The following is a 20,663-nucleotide window of genomic DNA, read 5'->3' on the forward strand; positions in this document are numbered from 1 at the left end:
TTTAAAAATTTTATGATATTATTCAGCGCTTAATTCAGCGAATTCTACGACCTCTTCGTCAGCATCTCTCTCCAACTCAAAATTGAAAGATGCTACATTGTTATTGACTTCAGACGACTTTTCGGTTCCGCCATATTTCATAACAATTACATCCACACTTGAAGGCAAATCAAAAGTCATTTCAAAATCCTCATGCATTTTATGAGAACCTCCAAATATTTCAGTTCCTTCACTTGTCAATAATGTAAGCTTTTGGTTGACTCCTACATCCACTGTTAAGCCTTCAATATTTACAGTAATTTCATTGGTCGTTTTCCAATCAAAAAATTCTGAAACAGTTAACTCATCAATCGTTTCGGCTTCCGGACCTATCAGCTTGGTGTTTTCTTCTAATTGCTCCTCATTACAGGAGGAGAAAAATACCAGGATAGGAATAATTAACGCCAGGATTCTAAATCCCATTCTTTTGCTGTTTTTCATTGTTCTGCTGTTTACTATAATTTAAAAAAGTAGTGTGACTTATGTCACCTTTATAATAATGAATCAAATATCCCCTTTAATTCATTCTTAGAGGGAAATAATCGACGAACACAGGAAAAAGGTTGGCTAACTCCTGTTTTCAGTAGGTGAGATTATTACTATTAGTTGGTTTACAGGTATAAATGTAGAAAACATATAAAAGGCAAAAAAGTATTTATTAACAAAAGAGAGATGTTAATGACACAAAATTCTTTTTATTATTCAAAAACCAAATATTATAATAGAAAAAATTACACAAGCATTTTATTGAAGGACAGAGTAAGTATTATGATGTTCAGATAATACATACCTAAAAAAAAGCGAAAAACTGCCTTAATTTTGACGAAACTATTTCAAAATCAGCCACTTCTTTACTTTTTATTAATCAACTTATTGAAAGCGTGCCCCAGACTCAGTCAAGCCGAATCATTTAGCCATTAAAACAAGATAGATAGGTCAGCTAATCAAATATTGCTGCTCCTTTTACGTTTTGAGACCTTGATTAAACAAGCAACCATTTGCTAAAGAAACATTCTCTATTAGGTTTAACCCGAAATATGCAATAGACAATCTATTACGTGCTGAAATCGCTTCAAAATCAGCCACTTTGTTGCTGTTTTCAATTTCACCATAGCGGTGCTATGCTAAAATATCCACTACTGGGTTTGAGAAAACCAAAGCTAAAAAAACAAAAAGCTATGCTTCACCTGACATAAGCAGGTAGAGTATAGCTTTTTCTCCTGTTTAATACGAAATAGGCAATAGAAAGTCTATTACATAATCAAGGTTTAAAACAACTCGTTAAAATATATAACGTACGGAAAGGGCGAAATCATCCCCCCAGAATCCTCCACCATTAATAAGGTTAATGGCTGGTTTAAAATCCAGAGAAAAATTGAGAGGCAAATCCTCCAGCACATAATCAAGTCCTATAATACCGTCAATCCCCAAAATGGTAGACCCTTTGTAATTATTACCAGCCCAATAAGGATTATTGGAACCACTATTCCAGCTTCCTAAATGTGCTCCACCACCATAAAACCATCCTAAACCGCTGACGTCTTCAATGTCTTTATGTACTTCATAAAGCCCTGTAAGCAATAGCCCTCTCCACCTGGTATGCAATATCCCTTCAATGGCCGCATCTTGGCTTATAAAATGTTTTACACTCAATCCACTGCTTGAACCTAAACGTAGACCAACTGCAGTGTTGTAGGCTTGTGCTTTACTTTCGTTCGATACCGAATACATTAGAATCATTGCCATAGCGGCAAACATTACTTTTTTTACCATGTTACTATTGTTTAATTATTTTTTAAAATAGGATCGATCCATCTGGATGTATACAAGCATCCAAGGGGACATCGTGCGTTTCGTGTGGAATTTCCTCGGGCATTGGCGCCTCGAAAGACAATCCAATCTTCAAAACATTCGAATCAAGCTCTTTAAAGAACGTATCATAAAAACCCTGACCATACCCCAAACGATTACCAAGTGTATCTACCCCCAATAATGGGACAAACACCAAATCAATCAATTTGGCATCTGTTACGAATTCTGGTGATTTTGGGACAGGGATCCCCAATTTGTCAGTTTCATAAACGGTGTCTGCAGTCAACTTGACAATGGCCATTTTCCGACTACCATGTAAGGTCACCGAGCTATAAACCCGGTATTCTAACTTAAAAAGTCTACGCAATAATGGTACCGTATTTATCTCACACAACCTTTTAATAGGTAAAAAAACATGAATATGCTGTACCTTAGGGAAATCCTTTAAGAATTTCAGACAATTTAGAGCAATACTTTCGGAGCGTCGGGCTCTTTCTTCGGCACCAATTTCTTTACGCTCATTTCTGAGACGCTTCCTTAGCAATTCTTTCGCTACCATTTTCCTTTAATAGGATGAAATTAAAATCTAAAGGGTCAAAGGTATTAAAAAGGGACTGTATAAAATCCGGGTTACCTAAATAGAACTCAAGAAAATTAATTTTTCTTTCCTGCAAAGTACCTTGAGGGAAAAGCATTTTTTTAATATCACTCAACTGTTGAATGGCAATGGTGTTTTTTCTTTCTTCTGCCTTTCGAAACTTAGTAGCTACTTGATCCAAAATCTTTTCGTTTCGTTTATAGGCAGCCTTTACCGCATAGGCTAAAGTCGCATCCATTGTTACAGATTTCTCTTCCAAACTTTTAAAAAGATCTGCAATTTGACTTCGCTCATCTTTTAAATCCAGATCTTGTTCAGCATGTTCCTTTACATAGCTTATGCGCAAATTGTCTATGGGCAAAAACAACTCCTTTTCTACCAGTCCAAGCTTGTCCATTTTTCGCTGAACAGGTAAGGATAGCACCATGGCAAAATTCCTTGGCAATAAGAAGGGATAATCTATTGAATAATGATCGAATACACTTTTTAATTGAAACCAATAAGCCACCTCGGCAGGTCCACCCAAGTAGGCCAGGTTAGGCAAAATCACTTCCTGATAAAGTGGGCGCATAACCACATTAGGGCTGAATTTTTCAGGTTTTTCAGCTATAAGGGTAACCATCTCTTCCTCCGTCCATTCATTTTCTCCATCATAGGTTTTAAAAACCCCTTCTTCACAAATCAACCTTTCCCTTCTGCCATTTTCCATGTAGAAGAAATTAATTTCTCTCGGAAATATTTGAGTGGCATATCCCGCATCTTCCAAAGCACAATTGCAATCATTAACCAGATTATTGGCAGTAGAGGCAAACAGATCATCCTTAATAACAGGAGCAAATAATTCTTTCAGGGCTTTCTCATTGGCATCAATTATTACCAAACCTTTGTCTGCAAACAAATGATGAACATACTTCCTGACAGCTTCTTTTAGCGTTTTACTTTCCGTATAGGCCGTCTTAAAAAAATCAGGTAGAAACTGCAGTTCCCCAATTAACTTTTTCAAAGAATCATCTATTACAAAATCACCTACCGCTCCGGTTTGATCCGTGTCCCACTGGTAATTTTTCCCATCAAAATAAAAATGGTTGATCTCCTCAAAATCATGGTCTTCGCTTGCCATCCAATACACTGGCACAAATTGATACCCGGGGTTTTCCTTTTGTAGTTTTTCTGCCAGTGCAATGGTAGAGACGATTTTATAAATAAAATAGGAAGGACCAGTCATTAGGTTTAGCTGGTGACCGGTAGTGACTGTAAAGGTGTTACTTTCATTTAGTTTCTGAATGTTAGCTTTAACTTTCGCACCATCAAAGCCTCCATATTGTTGGTTTAAAACATCAACTAGGGTATTTCTTTTCTTCTGATCAAAGGTTTTACTTTCAATAGCTTGTTTAAAATTTCCCAAATCTGGAAACTCCTTATAGAACTGCTTTACTGAATCCTTATTTTGAATATAATCTAAAAAAAGTGATGAAAACAGGCCGGTACAGGCCGGGTCTAAAGTGGATTTTAACATAAAAGGAGAAATTTCATTATTGTATTGGCAGCTATAGAATGCATTTAAAACGGCTAAACCAAAGGTAAAGTTCAACAATTCTAGCTACAAATCAGAAAACAAGTTATACATTTTTTCAAAAATTGTATAACAATAATGCACTACTCAGTTCGTAATTTTGTCCAATAAATAAGCATTCTATCATGAGTAAATCAATCGAAGTACCGATTTCTGGAATGAGTTGTGCCGCATGTGCTGTAAGTGTAGAATCTATGCTTAAGGAAACCGAAGGGATTCAATCAGCAACTGTCAACTATGCCAATCAATCCGCCATAATTACCCTTGAAAATGAAGGTGTAGATCTTTCTGTAGCTAAAAAAAATATCCAATCGATCGGATACGATCTGTTAATAAATATTAATAATCAGGAAGACCTAGAGGCCATAAAATCAGCAGAGTTGAGCCTACTGAAAAGGAACACTTTGTATTCAGGCTTATTGGCATTGCCTGTATTCTTAATTGGCATGTTTTGGATGAACTTCCCTTACGCCAATATAATCATGTGGACACTAACCACTCCAATTTTAGCAGTATTTGGCAGATCATTCTTTATCAATAGCGTCAAACAAGGCAAAATTGGAAATGCCAATATGGACACTTTGGTAGCATTAAGTACAGGAGTGGCCTACCTTTATAGCTCCTTTAATACCTTTTTCCCCCATTGGTTAGAATCAAGAGGAATAGAACCACACGTATATTTTGAAGCCGCCGCAGTGATCATCTTCTTTATTCTACTAGGAAGACTTATGGAGTCTAGGGCCAAGGCAGGCACATCTGAAGCGCTTAAAAACCTAATCGGCCTTCAGCCTACTGATTTGATAGTGATTCGGGACGGAGAACCCATAAAGATGAATGTTGCGGATGTTCAAGCAGGTGAAACCATCCTTGTTAAGCCCGGTCAGAAAATTCCCTTGGATGGGATTCTCACTGAAGGACAATCTTATGTAGACGAAAGCATGCTCACAGGTGAACCTATAGCCCTAGATAAAAACATCGGAGACAACGTATTTGCAGGCACAATCAACCAGGCAGGTAGCTTTAAATTTAAATCAAACAAAAGTAAATCAGACACCTTACTATCCAGTATAATCGCAAGGGTAAAACAAGCCCAAGGCTCAAAGGCCCCTATACAAAAAACGGTAGACAAAGTTACTGGTATATTTGTTCCCGCAGTTTTGGCCATTGCTGTAATTACCTTTATTATTTGGTCTTTAAGCGGTACAGAGGACGCTACTTTAAGAGGAATGCTTTCTGCCATCACGGTATTGGTCATCGCATGCCCTTGCGCCTTAGGTTTGGCTACTCCTACCGCCATTATGGTCGGAATCGGAAAAGCCGCTTCAAAGGGAATATTGATAAAGGATGCTGAAAGTCTTGAAACAGGTAAAAAAATTGACACCTTAATCCTAGACAAAACAGGTACAATCACAGAAGGAAAACCCGGGGTTAAAGAAGTACTTTGGAAGTCGGGAATAGATAGTAAAGCATTGGCCTCCATATTTTACGCCTTAGAAGAAAAGAGTGAGCATCCCCTTGCCGCAGCAGTCACCGAACATTTTGCCGAGGAGAAAACGTCAATAGACTTAGCCGAATTCAGTTCTTTTACTGGAAAAGGCGTTCTGGGCAAGTACGCTGATAAAACGTACTATATTGGAAACTTAAAATGGCTTGAGTCTCTAGGAATAAACATCGATAAAACCCTGGCCCAAACTGCAGAGAACATACTGGACAATGGAGATATAGTAATCTACCTCGCAGAAGATAATCAACTTGTGGGTGTAGTTAGCATTGCCGATAAGGTAAGAGAGACTTCTAAGGTCGCCATTAGCAAATTAAGAAAAATGGGCATTGAAGTGCACATGCTCACTGGAGATCAAAAGAAAACTGCTGCTTCAATTGCTAAAAAGGTGGGAATCGATCATTTCCAAAGCGGGATGTTACCTCAGGACAAAGGAGAATACATTAAGAAATTGCAACAAAAAGGACATAGGGTTGCCATGACCGGTGATGGAATCAATGATAGTGAAGCCCTTGTTTTAGCTGATTTAGGCATAGCTATGGGGGCAGGCACGGACATTGCGATGGAAACAGCCCAAGTTACGCTAATGCATTCAGACCTTATGGCCATATCCGAATTGTTGAAATTGAGTAAAGAAACGGTGACTACCATCCGACAAAACTTATTTTGGGCGTTCATTTACAACATCATTGGCATTCCTATAGCTGCTGGTATATTGTACCCAATATCTGGTTTTTTGCTAAATCCTATGATAGCCGGTTCAGCAATGGCGCTTAGCTCCTTGTCAGTTGTGGGTAACAGTTTGAGGCTAAAATACAGTTAGACCAATGGGTTAAAAACTGCCCCCAACCGGGCCTAAAACCACCAAGGTTAATTCTATACTGAACTATTTCCAAAAGGAAATCATTTATCCGAAACAATAACATTTCAAATAAGATCAAAAATGGCAAAACAAATTAAACTTAAAACAAATGTAAAATGCGGTGCCTGTGTAACAGCCATTTCTCCAGCAATGAATGGTTTAGCAGCATCTCATTGGGAAGTTGATTTACAGTCTCCTGACAGAATTCTAACAGTAGAAGGAGATGTTAATGAGACTGAAATAAAGGCTGCACTGGAAAAATCCGGTTATAAGGGTGAATCTATTTAAATGAAAGAAGGCAGGATAGGTAGAAATTTTATTACTTTTGCCTCTATTCTATGATTAAATACAAATCTTTTGTTTTAGACAATGGACTTCAGGTATTGGTCCATGAGGACCATTCTTCAGAAATGGCTGTTGTCAATCTCTTGTACAAGGTAGGTTCTAGAAATGAGGTCTCCGGCAAAACAGGCTTAGCCCATTATTTTGAGCACCTTATGTTTTCTGGCACTGAGCATATCCCCGAATTTGACAGTGCAATAGAACGGGTTGGAGGTGAGTGCAATGCCTTTACAAACACCGACATTACCAATTTTTACATCACCTTACCAGCTATCAATCTGGATACTGCACTTTGGTTGGAAGCAGATCGGATGAGATTCCTTAATCTTAAGGAAAAGCCCATCAATACTCAGAAGCAGGTTGTAATTGAAGAATTCAAACAACGCTACCTCAATCAGCCTTATGGAGATGCCATGCATCATGTTAGGCAATTGGCTTTTACCAAACACCCCTATCGCTGGCCAACCATTGGTGAGAAAATTGAAGACATCGAAAGATTTGAGAGAGAGGAACTACTGGCCTTTTATGAGGAAAATTACACTCCCAACAATGCCATACTTTGTATTGCTGGAAAGGTGAATTTTGAAGATGTCAAGGCAAGGGTTCATTATTGGTTCGATGACATTCCCAAAGGAAAGCAAAGCCAGAAAACTATTGTTGCTGAGCCAATCCAAAAAACAATAAGGCGCAAACAAGTCTTTTCTACTATCCCTACTGAAGCATTGTATAAGGTGTATAAGATGCCGGGCAGGCTGGAGAACAACTACCTTACCTGCGACCTTATTTCAGATATTTTGGGTTTTGGGAGATCTGCATTATTGGAAAAAACCTTGATTAAAAACTCTTCATTATTTGCCAATTGTCAGTCCTATGTTTTAGGAAATATTGATCCTGGATTGATGGTCATTACAGGTAAAATGGAAAAAGGAGTGGCTGCCGAGGATGCAGAGGCAGAGTTAGATGAAGTATTGGAAAACTTTAAAAAAGAACCTATTCCACAACGAGACCTTCAAAAAATCAAAAATCAGGCACAAGCGATGCAAACATATGAATCTGTTTCTTTGCTAGGAAGGGCAATGAAACTTGCCTATTATGCCTATTTAGGTGACACTCAACTGATGAACAAGGAGTTTGAGCGAAAAATAGCCATTACCGTAGAGGAAATCCAACAAGCAACAAACACATACCTCAACCAGGATCTTGCTTCGGTAATTTATTATAAATGTTCACCTAACGACTGATCTATTTTATTGAAAAATCATTAAAATTATAAATATATGAGTGCATTTCGCATAGGATTCGGATACGATGTTCACCAATTGAAAGAAGGTGAAGAATTTTGGTTGGGTGGAATAATCATTCCTCATAGCAAAGGAGCTGTAGGCCATTCTGATGCTGATGTTCTGATACATGTGATCTGTGATGCACTATTGGGAGCAGCTAATTTACGGGACATAGGCTACCACTTTTCAGATCAAGACCCTCAATACAAAGGCATTGATAGCAAAATATTGCTTAGTCAGGTAATGGATCTTTTAAAGGAAAACGGCTACCAAATAGGGAATTTAGATGTTACAATTTGCCTGCAACAACCTAAAATCAATCCGCATATTCCTGCCATGAAAACCTGTTTGGCTAAAGTCATGCAAATCGATAAAGGTAAATTGTCTTTGAAAGCCACCACTACAGAACGATTAGGCTTTGTAGGACGTGAGGAAGGGGTTTCTGCTTATTGTGTGGCCTTGATTCATTCATAATTCACTTAATAATTTCCCCCATGGAAAACCAACAGCCCAAAATCATCACCACAGAAGACGGATCACATTCTGTGTATCTTCCTGAAATCAATGAAAGCTACCATTCTTCCAATGGGGCTTACAAGGAATCAATTCATGTGTACTTGTTGTATGGTTTGGAGGCATGGTATGCTAGAAACAGAGGAAAATTCCCCATCAGAATTTTTGAAGTAGGTTTTGGCACCGGACTTAATGCCTGGCTAACCCTAATCTGGGCAGAACAAAACCAAGTACCTGTTCTCTACCATACGATTGAACCTTATCCACTTGAAAAGGAGATTTATGAGGCATTGAACTTCACCCAATTGGATGAAACCCTGACTCATTTTAATGGCTACTTTAAGCGTCTCCATCAAATGGCCTGGGACAAGGGAATGCCAATGACGGATTATTTCAATATTAAAAAAGAAAAAACCACCTTACAGGAGGTACAACTATACGGTTCAGACCTTGTGTTTTTCGATGCCTTTTCTCCAAAAAAACAGCCAGAACTCTGGACAATGGAAATGCTGGAAAAAATCGAAGACAGTATGAACCCATCTGCTGCTTTTGTTACCTACTGTGCTGCAGGCCACCTCAAAAAGAACCTTCAATCGCTTAACTTAACCTTGGATGAAGTACCTGGACCTCCAGGTAAAAAGGAAATGACAAGAGCGTGGAAAAAAAGCTAGTACTACAAGGTCTTACTATTCTATTGATTTTTTCTCTGCTTGCTGCGACTTCCTTTGCTTGCAAGCCTAAGGGTGAAAAATTATCGCCAATAAATGATAATTCAAGTCCTATTAAACCAAGTACTGAAGTCATTAAGGCAACTTCAAAAAAGACAGAGGGCTTTCATAATATAGTTAAGGGAGACAGTATTATTCAACGTTTATTCCTAAATGAGAAACTGCATTATGAAAGCCTTATTCTAGATGGGAAGAGAGTTTACAACCATATCTATCCCAAAATAAGTGATTCCTTCCTTTTCGAGGACAAATACTACCTAAAAATAAGCTACCCTATTCCTTTTAGTGGCACCATTGAAACAACAATTCCCGATTGTCCCGATTATGTGCTCACCGATTTAGAAAATGACATCCTACAAATAGTAATTTACAACGCACTGGATCTTAGCAATATCGATCTCAAATTCAATTATTCACCTTCCAAAAAAGACAGTTTGGTCAGTTCCGAATATCTTCTTAATTATGTGATTTTTAATTGAGGGAAAGACCGATTTTCTAGGCATATTCTCCAAATATTTTAATAAAGAATTATGCGTTTAATAATGCAAATTCATTAATATTAGCATGCCTTTTTACTCCATAGTGAATTATTACACTTGGATTTCAGTGGATCAGTTCTAGTTCTTAAACCCGAATTATGTAATAGGATTTCTCCGCCCTGACAATGGTCAGGGGTGAAGCCTGTCCCGTGTTTACGGGAAGTGTTGCAATCGCAAGAAAATCAGGCTGTTTGGAGATTTTAGTATAGCACCGCTATGGTGAAATTGAAAAATGCAACGAAGTGGCTGATTTTAAAGCGATTTCAGCACGTAATAAATTGTCAATTGCATATTTCGGGTTTAAGGTTGAAGTCTACTCAAGACAGCTTTCGCTTCTTCCCATGAAAGCCTTGGGCCAAATTGACTAACAATCTTTGAGGATGCCATGCTTGCCAATTTTCCACTAGAGGCATAAGAATGCCCATTGGTGATGCCATACATAAAAGCACCAGCAAACATATCCCCAGCACCATTGGTATCTACGGCCACAGTAGGATAAGGCGCTATGTCAATAAAAGTTTCCCCATCATAAATCAAAGCACCGTTTTTCCCTTGGGTAATTACAAAATGCTTCGCGATTTTTTTCAACTCTTCACCAGCTTCAGACAAATTGTCTTTTCCTGTATAAAGCATGGCCTCTTCCTCATTGGCAAAAAGCATGTCTACTCCAGAGCCGATAACCTCTTTAAAGCTTTCGCCAAAATATTTGACCATGGCAGGATCTGAAAAGGTAATTGCCACCTTTACGTTATTTTCCTCTGCAATTTTTTTAGCAGACATCATGGCTTCTTTGGCATTCTCTGAGGTAATAAGGTAACCTTCAATGTACAAATACTTTGAGTCCTTAATTGCTTCCTCATTAATCTGGGATGTTGAAAATTTCTCGGTAATTCCTAAAAAGGTGTTCATGGTCCGCTCCGCATCTGCTGTGACCATCACAAGGCACTTCCCGGTAATCCCTTCCTCTAACTTAAAAGGATCAAGGTTATGGTTAACCCCCGCTTCTTTCATGTCTTCAATGAAAAACCTTCCCAATTCATCATTGGCCACTTTACAACAATAGTAGGACTTCCCTCCAAATTGACTTACGGCAATTATGGAATTAGCCGCTGAGCCACCACACTGTAATTTTGAAGTTTTGGTATTTATAGCAGACATCAACTCTCCCTGACGATCTTCATCAACCAAAGTCATCAACCCTTTTTCTATGCCATATTTATCCAAAAAAGGATCACTAACCTCAAACTCTATATCTACCAAGGCATTACCTATGCCTGTAACATCATACTTCTTTGTCATATTCAATAAACTAATGTTTTGGCCTGAAATTGGCCACTAGGATAATAATTGTCGATTTTAATCTGTTCTTAGTCTTACAATTTTTGACTTCTGCCTTTGATCGCTTCCAGTGCAAAAACTATAGCTGAGATTACTAAACCAAAAAACTCTCTATTGATCTCCATTGCATTGGTTTTCATAGAAAGGTCTTTTTGTTGCCACTCCTGTCCTATCCATCCAAAGATGTTATCTGGCCAAAAAAAGATGGCTCCGACAAGATAGATAAAGGTTAGGGTAACTAAAATATTTACATTAAACCTTCCAAAGAAGGCAAACCCTGATGTAATTGATGCTATCAGGTAAACCGGAACCCACAATTGAGGATCAGGATCATTGATCTGCCAATAACCAAACAGCAAGAATATTAATGAACAACTTCCAAAAAAAATCTTCCAGGATTTACTCATAACACTACTAATTTAATATTTATAAATAGATCATGACAAAATTCGATCACTTTCTATTGACAACATCATGAATTATTGAATAAACGGATGTTGGATCGACATTTTCTCCTTCCTCTTTATCACTCGACCTAATCAGTACAGGCCAATCTTTTGTACTTTCAGGAATTCTTCCATGCGAGCCTTTTACCAATTCAGCTTTTAAAGGGATAACGTCCATCAGGTACCTGAAGCCCAACTTTTTCTTCAACAAGGTCCAACCCAATTTCCCTTTTAGAAATTTAATGTCCGGATTGGCAAACATTTCTACAGGGTCATACCCAGGCTTGCGGTGAATATCTACTGTCCTGGCATAATCGGGAGCTACATTATCGTCCAGCCAATAATAATAAGTAAACCAGGAATCTTTGTCAGCCACAGCCACCAAATCTCCAGTTCTATCGTGGTTCAATTTAAAATCCTTTTGCTCAGCACTATCCAACACCTTTTCAACTCCCGGTAAGGCCGCTACAAGGGCCTTCACTTTAGCCAAATCCTTCTTATCGTTAACATAAATATGTGCAAGCTGATGATCAGCTACTGCAAAAGCCCGACAAGTTCCAGCATCCAAGGTTTCCAGCCCCAACTCATCTTTTACTTCAATATAGCCTGCTTTTCTTAAAGCCCTATTGATATGTATAGGTTGGTTAACAGAAGTTATTCCATATTCGGAAAGCAAAATCACCTCAGCTCCCTTCTCTTCGTAATAGGTAATCAGTTGCTCGCATAAGACATCAACTTCATTCAAGCTTTTACTAATCTTGTCGAAATTAATCCCAAATTTCTGCAAAGCATAGTCCAGGTGAGGCAAGTAAATCAGTGTCAAGGTAGGATCGTGCCATTCATCTACTTTCATAGAAGCATCTGCTATCCATTTACTAGAAGCAATATTCGCATTGGGACCCCAAAAAGAAAACAGGGGAAATTGACCAAGTTCCTTTTGCAGTCGGTCTCTCAGTCCCATTGGTTGGCTATGAATATCTGGCAATTTCCTTCCATCTGAAGGGTACAAAGGCCTTGGAGTCACTGCAAAATCTACAGATGAATACATATTGTACCACCAAAACATATTGGCGCATGTAAAACCCGGATTTCCGGCCTTTAATGCATCCCAAATTTTGGAAGATTGTACCAGATGATTGGACTGGCGCCAAAACTTGATTTCACATTCATCTTTAAAATACCAACCATTACCCACAATCCCATTTTCCTCCGGCCATTTACCGGTTAGGTAGGTTGATTGTGAGGAGCAGGTCACTGCTGGCAAAACAGGCTGAATTGCTGAAGTTTGTCGTTTTTCGCTCCACTTCTTTAAAAAAGGGGTATGTTCTCCAATTACCCTTTGCGAAAGTGCTACCACATCGAGTACAACAGTCTTTTTCATTATATATTGCTTTTTACCCAGTTCAACTCCCTGGCAATGGACTGATCCAATGACAAATGGATATCTTCAGGCAAAACTTCCCAGGTATAGGTTTCTACTTCAAGATGACTGGTAAGTTTTCGCTCTCCATTCAATTTTAACACACTTAATATATCCTCTTGTGTAGATTGTAAATGCCCGTAGGTAGCCAAGAACAAAGGAACGTGAAAATGAACACGCCACTCCACTTCATTGGTAGTCGCCAAATCGACAAGTGCATCAGGCAGGTCTGGATAAGCATGTAGACTATTGTCTTCCATTTTGCCAACTACCTGATGCAGATAAGTGGATTCTACAAAGGGTAACAGTGCTTTTTCTACAGGTTTTCTTTTGTCTTTTTGTGCCGGGATAGCTGCTTTTAAAGCGGCACTCAATTGGAATTTCCCAATTTTGATGCCTTCATCCTTAAAAGTATTGAGGACTTCCTCATGATTTTCATAGCCTACGGCAAAATGACAAACATCATAACATACCCTAACATGGTCTTTGATTACAGAAGCAGCAACTTGGGGTGAAACCCCAAATTTCTCGACCAAAAGAGGGATTCCTGCCGGTATCAACCAGTCATTGTAAAAATCAACCAATCCTTTAGAGTCTTCTATAACCCCATCCGGTTCTGGTTCAATGTCCAAATGAAGATCAAGGTTTTGATCCAACTTTAATTGATAAAGTTGCTCCACAACCTCCATAATATGAGCACAAGATTGGTCCATCAAGGCTTTCATAGCCTCAGTGGATTTGTGCCAATGCTTATAGCTTAAAGGTGAAGTGGAAATCCCCGCATCCAAATTGGCCGGCATTATGGCTGCCAATATTTTAAATAATCTTAATGTATAGTCCTTCCTTGCAGTTGAACTCCAATCAGGAAAATGTACCTCATCCTTAACCACTTGCCTGTGAAAACCTCCAAAGGGAAAACCATTGAAAGTAAAAACATAACAATTATTATCCTTTAGCCAGGATTTAAATTCTGCTAACCGTTCGGGTTTAATCAAGGTTTTACTGGCCTCATCAGAAACCCTTAATCCAATGGCAAAAGCTTCTGTAACAGACAACTCTCCCTTAATTTTAGGGATGTATTCTTTAAGGTTTTCAAAGGTCGCATCCCAACTTTCCCCTGGATGTATATTGGTACAGTAAGTTAAATGGAAATCGGCTATTTGCATATTAAGGGTTTGGCTATTCGTTCAGAAAATCTGGCTCAGGCCTTTAGGTATTCGACTTGTAAATCTTTAAGTTTTTCTATTGCTTTAACAATTAAAGCTTCAGTCATTTCATGAACTTCCACTCCATGACCTATTTTATCCAAAAGCATAATGGTCAACTCACCTCCCAAGTGCTCTCTAAATTCTTCAAGTCCCTGAAGCAAAACCTCTCCTGACAATTCAGGAAGGTACAAATCAAATCCAAGATCAGTAATGACTTTCAATACACGGTTCAGTTCATTTTCAGATAGCATTCCAGACAGGAAGCTATAGGTAGTATCAAGAGCTATTCCTATGGCCACAGCTTCACCATGCCTTACCCTATAATCTGTCAAATGCTCTAACTTGTGCGCTGCCCAATGACCAAAATCCAATGGTCTGGAAGAGCCACTTTCAAAAGCATCTCCAGAAGCAATATGATCCAAATGCATCTGGGCACAGCGGTAAATTAATTCAGACATTGCAGGATTGTCTCTATCAAGTAGGTCTGCTATTTGTCCTTCTATCCATACGAAGAAAGAGGCATCCTTGATCAGTGCAACTTTTAAAGCTTCAGAAATTCCCGATCTCCAATCTCTTGGTTCCAGTGTTTGTAAAAAATCACTGTCGTTGACCACTGCATAAGGAGGAGAAAATGAACCGAGGTAATTTTTTTTACCATAAGCATTGATGCCGTTTTTAACACCTATGCCCGAATCATTTTGAGAAAGTACCGTGGTAGGTATTCGGATATGTCTGATCCCTCTATGGGCGATAGTGGCTGCAAAACCAACCATATCCAAGAGTGCTCCTCCTCCTAGGCCTACAATATAGGAATGCCTGTCAATCCCATATTCGTCTGTTGCTTTAAGAACCTGCTGAAAATACTGCTGATTGTTCTTTACCTGCTCCCCTCCTGGAATTACCAATGGGTCTGCACATAATGTAAAAACTTCTTTGTACTTCTCAGAATACGTCTTAATTGCTGTAATAAGATCAGGGTGGGTATTCACCACTCCTTCATCCAGAACAAAATATACTTTAGGGATTTTTTGTCCACTTACCAAGTCTGCAAAAAGATTGTTATTCAGTGAAAACAATGCCTTTGTAAAAAACACTTCATAACTGAAAGGAACACTGAAAACTTGTTCAATTGATTTATGTGCCACTTTATTCATTTTATTTTTGATTGTTCCTGAGAACCTTTTGCTTCATAATATATAAGTAATTCAACCTCTTTTTGGTTCACTAAGTAACCGCAAAACCCTTGGCCAATTGCAAAGATAGTGGTAATAATAGTAAAATAACCAATCCTACTATCCAACCCGAAAAAGCCGCAGCTATTGTGGCATTGACAATAATTAAAGCCAACACGGCTGCTTTTACAGATTTACCTATTAGTGAAGGCTCCTTATACTTCAAAGCTTTAACCAATGGGGGAAAAATAAAATAGCTTAATAATACCAGAAATGGTAGACTTTCCCACCAAGTTTCAATATTCATGTAAGCAAGTAGAAAAATGGACAATACAATGATTGCATAAATCCCTAAACCTGCTTTTAGGGCAGTAGTATTTTCTCCATGAACCTCACCGCGACTAACCATAGTAATGGCCGACACATAGAGTAAAGGAATAAGTCCAATGTACCAATAAGTGGCTACCGCGCCTTCTATCAAACTCATTCCAAGCAGCAGATTCCCCGCCCTGCATAGTCCCATATTTATGGGGCCGAAAATATTTTGATGCTTTCCCCAAGCATCATATAAAACAGCCAATATAGCCACCACCAGGGCAATTAAAGCAGAAAAACCACTTACTTGCCATGCCGCCAATACGCCAATAAAAAGCAGCACTGTGGCCATAATGCCAGCACTTTTTACGCTTGCCTGTCCACTGGGGATGGGCCGTTCCGGCCTTTCTACCCTATCCAATTCTGCATCAAAAACATCATTAAAGGCAACACCTCCACCATACAAGCCAATGGTGGACAATACCAGCCAGGCAATGGAATTCAGAATAGTGGCATCCACCCCCTGAATTAAAGTGTAAACTGCACCTGATATGGCAGCTCCTGCTAAAATATCGGCTATTGCAGTGACTATATTCGCAGGTCTGGTTAGCTTGATGTGCGCAATAAGTGATGACATCTGATAATTAATTCTCTATGATATTGGAGGAATCGCTTTCTACACGAGGATTTTGTCCACCTCTAAGCACAGTATTTCCTCCCATTTTTTTTGTTTGATCGATTGGCTCTTTTTCTAACCAATCTTTTTCATCCATCTGTCCGCTTTGACCGTAGGCTTTCAGGGCATTTCCATAACAAGTCATTTTAATATGCTCTTCAGGAATTCCTTTTTCTCTCATTAAGGCTGCCGTTTTTGGCACTGCCAATGGATCACTGATTCCCCAATCTGCGGCACTGTCTACAATGATGCGTTCCGGACCATATTGGCGTACAATTTCTACCATTCGCTCACTTCCCATTTTGGTATGTGGGTAAATCGTAAACGCTGCCCAATAACCTCTATCAAGAACATCCTTCACTGTTTCTTCATTGTTGTGGTCCACAATGACCATACCCGGATCGAGTCCATGCTCCTCACTTACAACCATACTTCTGATGGTTCCTTTTTTCTTATCCCTATGAGGAGTGTGGATCATCACTGGCAGATTTACCTCTTTTGCCAGTTCCAATTGAAGCCGATAAAACCTGTCTTCAGCTTCCGTTTGATCATCATATCCTATTTCACCAATGGCTACCACGCCTTCCTTGCTTACATATAGGGGAAGTAGCTCCATCACTTCCTCAGCCAAGGCCACATTATTGGCCTCCCGGGAATTCAGTCCCATTGTGCAATAGTGCACAATCCCAAATTGCTTGGCCCGAAAACGTTCCCAGCCAACAAGGCTACTGAAATAATCTTGAAAACTTCCTACTTTGGTTCTTGCCTGTCCTAGCCAAAATGCAGGCTCAATTACAGCCACTATTCCAGCTTTTTGCATGGCTTCATAGTCATCAGTAGTTCTGGAAGTAACATGTATATGTGGATCGATGTACATCATAACGCTTCAATTTTATATGCTAACCTATGTTAATTTAAATGCAATTCATAATGATAACAAATGAACGGAGAATTTCAAGTGAAAACGGCAAACTGATACAATGAATTAGTTTTCCTCTTCATATTTCTTGCCTATTCCTTCCCAACTTATTTCTCCCTTATCTATTTTATTTTTTATTTCCGGATATTTATCCAGAAGACTCTTGGCTGAAATATTTTCACTTTGAGAGCAGGTCAGGCCTACTGCATATTTCTCCAAATCTGTTCCATTGACCATTACCTTTTCCAAGAGGCCTAGGATTTCCTCATCTACAAATGGAGAGACAAAGCGCCACAGCTCTGGAATCACATTCCTATTGGCAGACCAGCGTTCGTGAACATAATCGACCAAGGTTTTAGCCAAACTGCTATTCAGCCGCTTTTCAATTCCAATGATCTGATAGAGGGGTCGCTGCATAAAGATGGCCTTTAGCACCATTTGATTCCAGGCTTGCTCCACCAGAAAATCTGCTGGATAGGGATTGTTTAATGCTATGGCATCAAATACCGAGGTCATATTACTGCGCAATCCCTCAGCAGCACGCTTGGTAAATTTCTCCTGAAAAGGATAGATGGGCAAGGCAGCATACAAAGCCTCCTGCTCATGAATATCTGCTGATTCAAAAAGTTTCTCTATATCCTTCAGCCATTTTTCACTATCCTCTGACAATGCTTCCAATACCAATAAGACCCTTGCCGTTTGCAGACAGGTCCATTTACCAGGAGAAAAACCATCCCTGATTTTTGCGGCTTCCTGAAGACCTTGATCTGATAAATTTAATGGATTTTTGGAAAAATGACGGGATGCTTGACTAAAGGATAAAAAAAGCTTCATTGAGCCCATATCTGCTTTAATCCTCTCCACCTGAAGCTCCAACCAATCCATGCTATCGGAAGCGGCTGTTGCCTTCAAGCTTCTCTTTAGAAATTCTATGGTGGATGAAATACTTTTCATACTTTTCAGCTTTTTTGTTCTCTACAAATATAACATTTATTCTATTCCAGTTTTTTGAACATGAGCACAATCATATACTAAAAATTAGTCTCTCGGGTGAAAAAAATAAAAAAAGCCAGACCATCTTATCAAATGGCCTGGCTTAAAATAAGCTTATTCAATTAATGCTTTACAAGTTACTTTAGCCAATCAACGCCAGTATCTTTCCAGCTTCTGGATTTGGCAGAGTCTAATACGGCCTCACATACCTTCTGGGTCTCATAAGCATCTCTAAAAGTAGGCCTACAAGGCTCATCACTTTCAAGACTCTTAAAGAAATCCGCTACTTGATGAATAAAGGAATGCTCATAACCTATACTTGTTCCAGGTATCCACCAACGATCCATATAAGGTTGATCTCCTTCGGTAACATGAATAGAACGCCAGCCTCTAACCTGAGGTTCGTCATTATGATCGAAGTATTCCAATCTATTCAAATCATGTAAATCCCATCTGATGGAAGCATGTTCTCCGTTTATCTCAAAAGTATAAAGCGCTTTGTGTCCTCTCGCATAACGAGTGGCTTCAAAAAGCCCTAATGAACCATTGTCAAAATGGCAATGAAATGCACAAGCATCATCAATTTCAACCTTTTGTTTTTCCCCACTTCCCTGGTGTACTCTTTCCTTGATAAATGTTTCAGTCATGGCAGAAACATCTTTAATCCCTCCATTTAGCCACATGGCAGTGTCAATACAGTGAGCCAAAAGGTCACCAGTCACTCCTGATCCGGCTGCAGCTGCATCTAGTCTCCAAAGTGCATCTCCTCCTTGAGGTAATTCCGGACTGATCGTCCAATCCTGAAGGAAATTGGCCCTGTAATGGAAGATCTTACCTAGCTTACCAGAATCAACAATTTGTTTTGCTAAGGTTACGGCTGGCACTCTTCTATAATTGTACCATACAGTATTTTTTACTCCTGCTTCTTCGATTACTTTTACCATTTCTTCCCCTTCTTCTATGGTTCTGGAAAGTGGTTTTTCACAAAGAATCATTTTTCCTGCTTTGGCAGCAGCGATGGCTATTTCCGAGTGCGTGTTATTTGGCGTACAGATGTCAATGGCATCTACATCATCTCTTTCAATGACTTTTCTCCAGTCTGTTTCATAAGAAGCATATCCCCATTGCTCAGCAAAATCTTTGATTTTGTCTTCCCTTCTGGAACAGGCTACTTGTAAAACTGGTCGGTACTCGTATTCAGGGAAGAAATCCCCCAGTCTTTTATAACCGTTGGTATGGATTCTGCCCATTAGGCCCGTACCTATCAATCCTATTCTTATTTGCTTTTTCTCTGACATGTTTTAGTATTTTGGTTGCTAATCAATTGTGCGTGTAAAAAGGCGATTTACACTACTCTTTCCAGCCATGTTTCTCTCTTACAGAAATCATTGCTGCTAGGATATTGTTCCAGGTATCTTCCTTCTTCATCACCTCATTTGGGAACATACATCCATCCCAGCACATGTGTTTGAAAGCTTTGGTCAATTCACCTTTTTCATCCCTCAACCAATAACCAGCATCTTCAGCAATATCCAATTTACCATTAGGGTCATTGGCCAGGCAATGTCTACCTGTTTTATCATGCGATCCAGAGCCAAAAACGGTAGCATCATTCTGAGCTACGTGAAAATCAATCGTCCAAGGTCTCAAAGCATCCGTCATTTCTTTTAGAGCTGCTTTCCAGACAGATTTGTCTTTCCAGTCATATCCCTCAGGGAGTAACCTGTGTTCAGGGTAATTGTATCCTAATGTATACAATAAGGTATGGGCCATATCAGCCTGAAAACCCAAGAATGGGCTATTTACAGACTCAAGCGTTTCAAGCATGGTTTTCCAGCTTTGCATACCACCCCAGCAAATTTCACCCTCTGCGGCAAGTCTTTCCCCATATCCTTCAGCAATCTTTGCTGCTTCTTTTAGGGTCTCAACTATTATTTTTTGGCTTCCTTTTGGATCTTTTGCCCATACTTCTGGGCTACTAGCGGTGTCTATTCTTACGATACCATTTGGCCTTACACCTATTTCTCTTAATTTTTTGGCAAGCTTACAGGATTTTTCAAGCATATCCAGGTAAACCACCCTGTCTTCTTTTGTTCCTAGAATAGGTCCTCCCCAAATGGGTGCTACCACACTCCCTATTTCTAGTCCAAGTGAGGAAACCTTATCAGCTAATTTTTTAATACCATCATCATCCATGTCCAAATCGACATGTGGATCAAAAAGTCCTATATCCACCCCGTCAAACTTCACACCATTCACTTCGGCATTCGCGGTGTTTTGTAACATCTCATCAAAAGAGATGATAGGCTCGGAATCAGGACCTTTTCCTACTATTCCAGGCCATGTTGCATTATGTAACTTTGGAAAATTATTTTGGGACATAATT

General features: G+C 39.2%; 20 protein-coding genes. 6 read left to right on the top strand and 14 right to left on the bottom strand.

The window, feature by feature from the left end; all coding sequences use genetic code 11:
• Window positions 1–18 precede the first annotated feature (18 nt).
• The 4 genes from CA2015_RS06205 to bshC form a co-directional block, all read right to left on the bottom strand.
• Complete coding sequence (locus CA2015_RS06205; protein WP_048641125.1) at window positions 19–480, bottom strand: hypothetical protein; 462 nt, start codon at window positions 478–480, stop codon at window positions 19–21.
• An 840-nt stretch (window positions 481–1,320) separates the two neighbouring features.
• Complete coding sequence (locus tag CA2015_RS06210) at window positions 1,321–1,812, bottom strand: hypothetical protein (protein WP_048641126.1); 492 nt, start codon at window positions 1,810–1,812, stop codon at window positions 1,321–1,323.
• A gap of 22 nt (window positions 1,813–1,834) precedes the next feature.
• Entirely contained in the window at window positions 1,835–2,410 is a 576-nt protein-coding gene (locus tag CA2015_RS06215; RefSeq protein WP_048641127.1) for a 5-formyltetrahydrofolate cyclo-ligase, read from the bottom strand.
• Entirely contained in the window at window positions 2,370–3,965 is a 1,596-nt protein-coding gene (bshC, locus tag CA2015_RS06220; RefSeq protein WP_048644384.1) for a bacillithiol biosynthesis cysteine-adding enzyme BshC, read from the bottom strand. The genes CA2015_RS06215 and bshC overlap by 41 nt, the downstream gene beginning before the upstream one ends.
• A 182-nt stretch (window positions 3,966–4,147) precedes the next feature.
• Between bshC and CA2015_RS06225 the strand changes: the two genes are divergently transcribed.
• The 6 genes from CA2015_RS06225 (at window position 4,148) to CA2015_RS06250 (ending at window position 9,730) form a co-directional block, all read left to right on the top strand.
• Window positions 4,148–6,346, top strand: a complete 2,199-nt coding sequence (locus CA2015_RS06225; protein WP_048641128.1) for a heavy metal translocating P-type ATPase — start codon at window positions 4,148–4,150, stop codon at window positions 6,344–6,346.
• Window positions 6,347–6,466: 120 nt separating this feature from the next.
• On the top strand, window positions 6,467–6,673 hold the full coding sequence (locus CA2015_RS06230) for a heavy-metal-associated domain-containing protein (protein WP_048641129.1): 207 nt from the start codon (window positions 6,467–6,469) through the stop codon (window positions 6,671–6,673).
• Window positions 6,674–6,723: 50 nt separating this feature from the next.
• Window positions 6,724–7,968: a M16 family metallopeptidase gene (locus tag CA2015_RS06235; protein ID WP_048641130.1), complete on the top strand. Its 1,245-nt coding sequence runs from the start codon at window positions 6,724–6,726 to the stop codon at window positions 7,966–7,968.
• A 36-nt stretch (window positions 7,969–8,004) separates the two neighbouring features.
• The gene (ispF, locus tag CA2015_RS06240; protein WP_048641131.1) at window positions 8,005–8,484 is read left to right on the top strand and encodes a 2-C-methyl-D-erythritol 2,4-cyclodiphosphate synthase; all 480 of its coding nucleotides are present in this window, start codon (window positions 8,005–8,007) and stop codon (window positions 8,482–8,484) included.
• Window positions 8,485–8,504: 20 nt separating this feature from the next.
• Window positions 8,505–9,194, top strand: a complete 690-nt coding sequence (gene mnmD / locus CA2015_RS06245; protein ID WP_048641132.1) for a tRNA (5-methylaminomethyl-2-thiouridine)(34)-methyltransferase MnmD — start codon at window positions 8,505–8,507, stop codon at window positions 9,192–9,194.
• The gene (locus CA2015_RS06250) at window positions 9,179–9,730 is read left to right on the top strand and encodes a hypothetical protein (protein ID WP_157470345.1); all 552 of its coding nucleotides are present in this window, start codon (window positions 9,179–9,181) and stop codon (window positions 9,728–9,730) included. The genes mnmD and CA2015_RS06250 overlap by 16 nt, the downstream gene beginning before the upstream one ends.
• 360 nt (window positions 9,731–10,090) lie before the next feature.
• Here the strand turns inward: CA2015_RS06250 and CA2015_RS06255 are convergent, their stop codons facing one another.
• The 10 genes from CA2015_RS06255 to CA2015_RS06300 form a co-directional block, all read right to left on the bottom strand.
• Window positions 10,091–11,089: an adenosine kinase gene (locus tag CA2015_RS06255; RefSeq protein WP_048641134.1), complete on the bottom strand. Its 999-nt coding sequence runs from the start codon at window positions 11,087–11,089 to the stop codon at window positions 10,091–10,093.
• Between the two features lie 74 nt (window positions 11,090–11,163).
• Window positions 11,164–11,535: a transmembrane 220 family protein gene (locus CA2015_RS06260; protein WP_048641135.1), complete on the bottom strand. Its 372-nt coding sequence runs from the start codon at window positions 11,533–11,535 to the stop codon at window positions 11,164–11,166.
• A gap of 46 nt (window positions 11,536–11,581) precedes the next feature.
• A complete protein-coding gene (locus CA2015_RS06265; protein WP_048641136.1) occupies window positions 11,582–12,955 on the bottom strand; it encodes an alkaline phosphatase family protein in 1,374 nt (457 codons plus the stop codon).
• Window positions 12,955–14,160, bottom strand: coding sequence for a metabolite traffic protein EboE (eboE, locus tag CA2015_RS06270; protein WP_048641137.1), 1,206 nt, complete (start codon window positions 14,158–14,160; stop codon window positions 12,955–12,957). Before eboE ends, CA2015_RS06265 begins: the two co-directional genes overlap by 1 nt.
• Window positions 14,161–14,195: 35 nt before the next feature.
• Window positions 14,196–15,356: a 3-dehydroquinate synthase gene (locus CA2015_RS06275; RefSeq protein WP_048641138.1), complete on the bottom strand. Its 1,161-nt coding sequence runs from the start codon at window positions 15,354–15,356 to the stop codon at window positions 14,196–14,198.
• A gap of 70 nt (window positions 15,357–15,426) precedes the next feature.
• Window positions 15,427–16,326 (bottom strand): UbiA-like protein EboC, encoded by a 900-nt coding sequence (eboC, locus tag CA2015_RS06280; protein ID WP_048641139.1) that lies wholly within the window; start codon window positions 16,324–16,326, stop codon window positions 15,427–15,429.
• A 7-nt stretch (window positions 16,327–16,333) separates the two neighbouring features.
• Complete coding sequence (locus CA2015_RS06285; RefSeq protein ID WP_048641140.1) at window positions 16,334–17,245, bottom strand: TatD family hydrolase; 912 nt, start codon at window positions 17,243–17,245, stop codon at window positions 16,334–16,336.
• Window positions 17,246–17,350: 105 nt separating this feature from the next.
• A complete protein-coding gene (locus CA2015_RS06290; RefSeq protein WP_053086653.1) occupies window positions 17,351–18,238 on the bottom strand; it encodes an EboA domain-containing protein in 888 nt (295 codons plus the stop codon).
• Between the two features lie 176 nt (window positions 18,239–18,414).
• Window positions 18,415–19,575, bottom strand: coding sequence for a Gfo/Idh/MocA family protein (locus CA2015_RS06295; RefSeq protein WP_048641141.1), 1,161 nt, complete (start codon window positions 19,573–19,575; stop codon window positions 18,415–18,417).
• A gap of 52 nt (window positions 19,576–19,627) precedes the next feature.
• Entirely contained in the window at window positions 19,628–20,659 is a 1,032-nt protein-coding gene (locus tag CA2015_RS06300; RefSeq protein WP_048641142.1) for a sugar phosphate isomerase/epimerase family protein, read from the bottom strand.
• Window positions 20,660–20,663 lie beyond the last annotated feature (4 nt).

This window comes from Cyclobacterium amurskyense, from assembly GCF_001050135.1.
GTDB classification, from domain to species: Bacteria; Bacteroidota; Bacteroidia; order Cytophagales; family Cyclobacteriaceae; genus Cyclobacterium; species Cyclobacterium amurskyense.

Bases quoted from the DNA above. Each gene is read 5' to 3' on its own strand.
- ispF (WP_048641131.1), top strand. From the start codon at position 8,005: ATGAGTGCATTTCGCATAGGATTCGGATACGATGTTCACCAATTGAAA.
- CA2015_RS06210 (WP_048641126.1), bottom strand. From the start codon at position 1,812: ATGGTAAAAAAAGTAATGTTTGCCGCTATGGCAATGATTCTAATGTAT.
- CA2015_RS06215 (WP_048641127.1), bottom strand. From the start codon at position 2,410: ATGGTAGCGAAAGAATTGCTAAGGAAGCGTCTCAGAAATGAGCGTAAA.
- CA2015_RS06225 (WP_048641128.1), top strand. From the start codon at position 4,148: ATGAGTAAATCAATCGAAGTACCGATTTCTGGAATGAGTTGTGCCGCA.
- CA2015_RS06265 (WP_048641136.1), bottom strand. From the start codon at position 12,955: ATGAAAAAGACTGTTGTACTCGATGTGGTAGCACTTTCGCAAAGGGTA.
- eboE (WP_048641137.1), bottom strand. From the start codon at position 14,160: ATGCAAATAGCCGATTTCCATTTAACTTACTGTACCAATATACATCCA.
- eboC (WP_048641139.1), bottom strand. From the start codon at position 16,326: ATGTCATCACTTATTGCGCACATCAAGCTAACCAGACCTGCGAATATA.
- CA2015_RS06255 (WP_048641134.1), bottom strand. From the start codon at position 11,089: ATGACAAAGAAGTATGATGTTACAGGCATAGGTAATGCCTTGGTAGAT.
- CA2015_RS06300 (WP_048641142.1), bottom strand. From the start codon at position 20,659: ATGTCCCAAAATAATTTTCCAAAGTTACATAATGCAACATGGCCTGGA.
- CA2015_RS06275 (WP_048641138.1), bottom strand. From the start codon at position 15,356: ATGAATAAAGTGGCACATAAATCAATTGAACAAGTTTTCAGTGTTCCT.
- CA2015_RS06290 (WP_053086653.1), bottom strand. From the start codon at position 18,238: ATGAAAAGTATTTCATCCACCATAGAATTTCTAAAGAGAAGCTTGAAG.
- mnmD (WP_048641132.1), top strand. From the start codon at position 8,505: ATGGAAAACCAACAGCCCAAAATCATCACCACAGAAGACGGATCACAT.
- CA2015_RS06205 (WP_048641125.1), bottom strand. From the start codon at position 480: ATGAAAAACAGCAAAAGAATGGGATTTAGAATCCTGGCGTTAATTATT.
- bshC (WP_048644384.1), bottom strand. From the start codon at position 3,965: ATGTTAAAATCCACTTTAGACCCGGCCTGTACCGGCCTGTTTTCATCA.
- CA2015_RS06260 (WP_048641135.1), bottom strand. From the start codon at position 11,535: ATGAGTAAATCCTGGAAGATTTTTTTTGGAAGTTGTTCATTAATATTC.
- CA2015_RS06235 (WP_048641130.1), top strand. From the start codon at position 6,724: ATGATTAAATACAAATCTTTTGTTTTAGACAATGGACTTCAGGTATTG.
- CA2015_RS06285 (WP_048641140.1), bottom strand. From the start codon at position 17,245: ATGATGTACATCGATCCACATATACATGTTACTTCCAGAACTACTGAT.
- CA2015_RS06230 (WP_048641129.1), top strand. From the start codon at position 6,467: ATGGCAAAACAAATTAAACTTAAAACAAATGTAAAATGCGGTGCCTGT.
- CA2015_RS06295 (WP_048641141.1), bottom strand. From the start codon at position 19,575: ATGTCAGAGAAAAAGCAAATAAGAATAGGATTGATAGGTACGGGCCTA.